The following is a 2,237-nucleotide window of genomic DNA, read 5'->3' on the forward strand; positions in this document are numbered from 1 at the left end:
CCCGGCGCCCCGCGCCTGGTCGGCTACGTCACCGGCACGATCGACGCGGCCGACGCGCGCGCCGCGCTGGCCGGTCGGCTGCCCGGCTTCATGGTGCCGTCCGCGGTCGTGGTGATGGCTGCGTTGCCGCTGACGGTCAACGGCAAACTCGACACGCGAGCCCTCCCCGCGCCGGAATACAGCGATGCCAGCCGATTTCGCGCCCCGGTCACTGCGGTGGAGGAGGTGCTGGCCGGCGCCTTCGCACAGGTTCTCGGTCTCGAACGGGTCGGGATCGACGAGTCGTTCTTCGACTTGGGCGGCGATTCACTGTCGGCCATGCGCCTCGTCACCGCCATCAACAAGTCATTGAAAGCCGGCCTGTCGTTACGCGCCTTGTTTGACGCGCCCACGGTGGCGCTCCTGGCGCCGCACCTCAATGACGACGGGGCCGAGCGCGAGCCTTTGGTGGCGGGCGACCGGCCCGCTGTCCTTCCGCTGTCGTTCGCCCAGAGCCGGCTCTGGTTCCTCGAGCAATGGCGGGACCGCGCCGCGACCTACAACATGCCCACCGCGTTTTGGATCAGCGGGCCGTTGAACGTAGAGGCCCTTGGGGCGGCCCTCGACGACGTCATCGGCCGCCACGAGTCTCTGCGCACGATATTCCCCGATGCCGACGGCGTCCCGTTCCAGCGGGTGTTGCCGGCCCCCGCCAGGTTCTGCCACGCCAACAGCACCTGCACAAGCGGATGATGAGCCAGCGACCGAACCGGATTAAGCCGCTCAACCAGGACCTCGAACGGCACGTCCCGATGCTCGAGGGCGGCGAGACCCTTATCACGGGTCTGGTTCAGCAACTCCGCGACCGTGGGGTTCCCGGTGAGATCCAGCCGCAGCACCAGGGTGTTCACGAAGAAGCCGACCAATTCGTCGAGCGCGGGATCATCTCGACCGGCGGTCGGAAAGCCCAGCACTACATCGGAACTCGCGCTCAGCCGAGACAGCAACACCGCCAACGCCGCCTGAACCACCATGAAACTCGTCGCATTGCACTCCCGGGCCACCGCACGCACCCGCTGCTGCAACCCCGCCGGCCACTCCACCGCCACCGTCGCCCCACACTGATCGGCCACCACCGGATAAGGCCGATCCGTCGGCAATACCAACCGCTCCGGCATCCCCGCCAGCGCATCCTCCCAAAATGCCAACTGCCCGCCGATCGGACCACTACCGTCATCGAGATCACCGAACTGCGCCCGCTGCCACAACGTGTAATCCGCATACTGCACCGGCAATTCACGCCAGTCGGGTGGCTGGCCGCGCTCGCGCGCCCGGTAGGCCACGCTGATGTCCCGCACCATCGGAGCCAGCGACAACCCGTCAAAGGCGATGTGGTGCAGAACAATTCCGATCACATGCCGCTCCGGGCCGACCGAGTACACCCGCACGCGAATCGGGATGTCAGTCGATAGGTCGAAGCGATGGCCGGCCAGGGCCGTCAACGCGGCGGGTATGTCCTGCTCGGGCAACGACGCCACGGCCGCGTCCCCGCCTTGCCACATACCGCTTCGGGCCGGCAACACCCGCTGGAACGGGACGCCGTCGGCATCGGGGAATATCGTGCGCAGAGACTCGTGGCGGCCGATGACGTCGTCGAGGGCCGCCCCAAGGGCCTCTACGTTCAACGGCCCGCTGATCCAAAACGCGGTGGGCATGTTGTAGGTCGCGGCGCGGTCCCGCCATTGCTCGAGGAACCAGAGCCGGCTCTGGGCGAACGACAGCGGAAGGACAGCGGGCCGGTCGCCCGCCACCAAAGGCTCGCGCTCGGCCCCGTCGTCATTGAGGTGCGGCGCCAGGAGCGCCACCGTGGGCGCGTCAAACAAGGCGCGTAACGACAGGCCGGCTTTCAATGACTTGTTGATGGCGGTGACGAGGCGCATGGCCGACAGTGAATCGCCGCCCAAGTCGAAGAACGACTCGTCGATCCCGACCCGTTCGAGACCGAGAACCTGTGCGAAGGCGCCGGCCAGCACCTCCTCCACCGCAGTGACCGGGGCGCGAAATCGGCTGGCATCGCTGTATTCCGGCGCGGGGAGGGCTCGCGTGTCGAGTTTGCCGTTGACCGTCAGCGGCAACGCAGCCATCACCACGACCGCGGACGGCACCATGAAGCCGGGCAGCCGACCGGCCAGCGCGGCGCGCGCGTCGGCCGCGTCGATCGTGCCGGTGACGTAGCCGACCAGGCGCGGGGCGCCGGA

The 2,237-nt window shown here is 68.0% G+C and carries 1 protein-coding gene and 1 pseudogene; one reads left to right on the forward strand and one right to left on the reverse strand.

Translation table 11 applies throughout. The features are described from left to right. Window positions 1–114: 114 nt before the first annotated feature. Window positions 115–624, forward strand: a pseudogene (locus tag A9X03_RS28015) (phosphopantetheine-binding protein); the annotation flags it as partial. Here A9X03_RS28015 and A9X03_RS00050 read toward each other — a convergent pair. Continuing rightward, window positions 537–2,237, reverse strand: a 1,701-nt coding sequence (locus tag A9X03_RS00050; RefSeq protein ID WP_231975231.1) for a condensation domain-containing protein, incomplete at its 5' end; no start/stop codon positions are given. The pseudogene A9X03_RS28015 and the gene A9X03_RS00050 overlap by 88 nt on opposite strands.

The sequence above is a fragment of the Mycobacterium sp. E1715 genome, from assembly GCF_001667625.1.
Lineage (GTDB): Bacteria > Actinomycetota > Actinomycetes > Mycobacteriales > Mycobacteriaceae > Mycobacterium.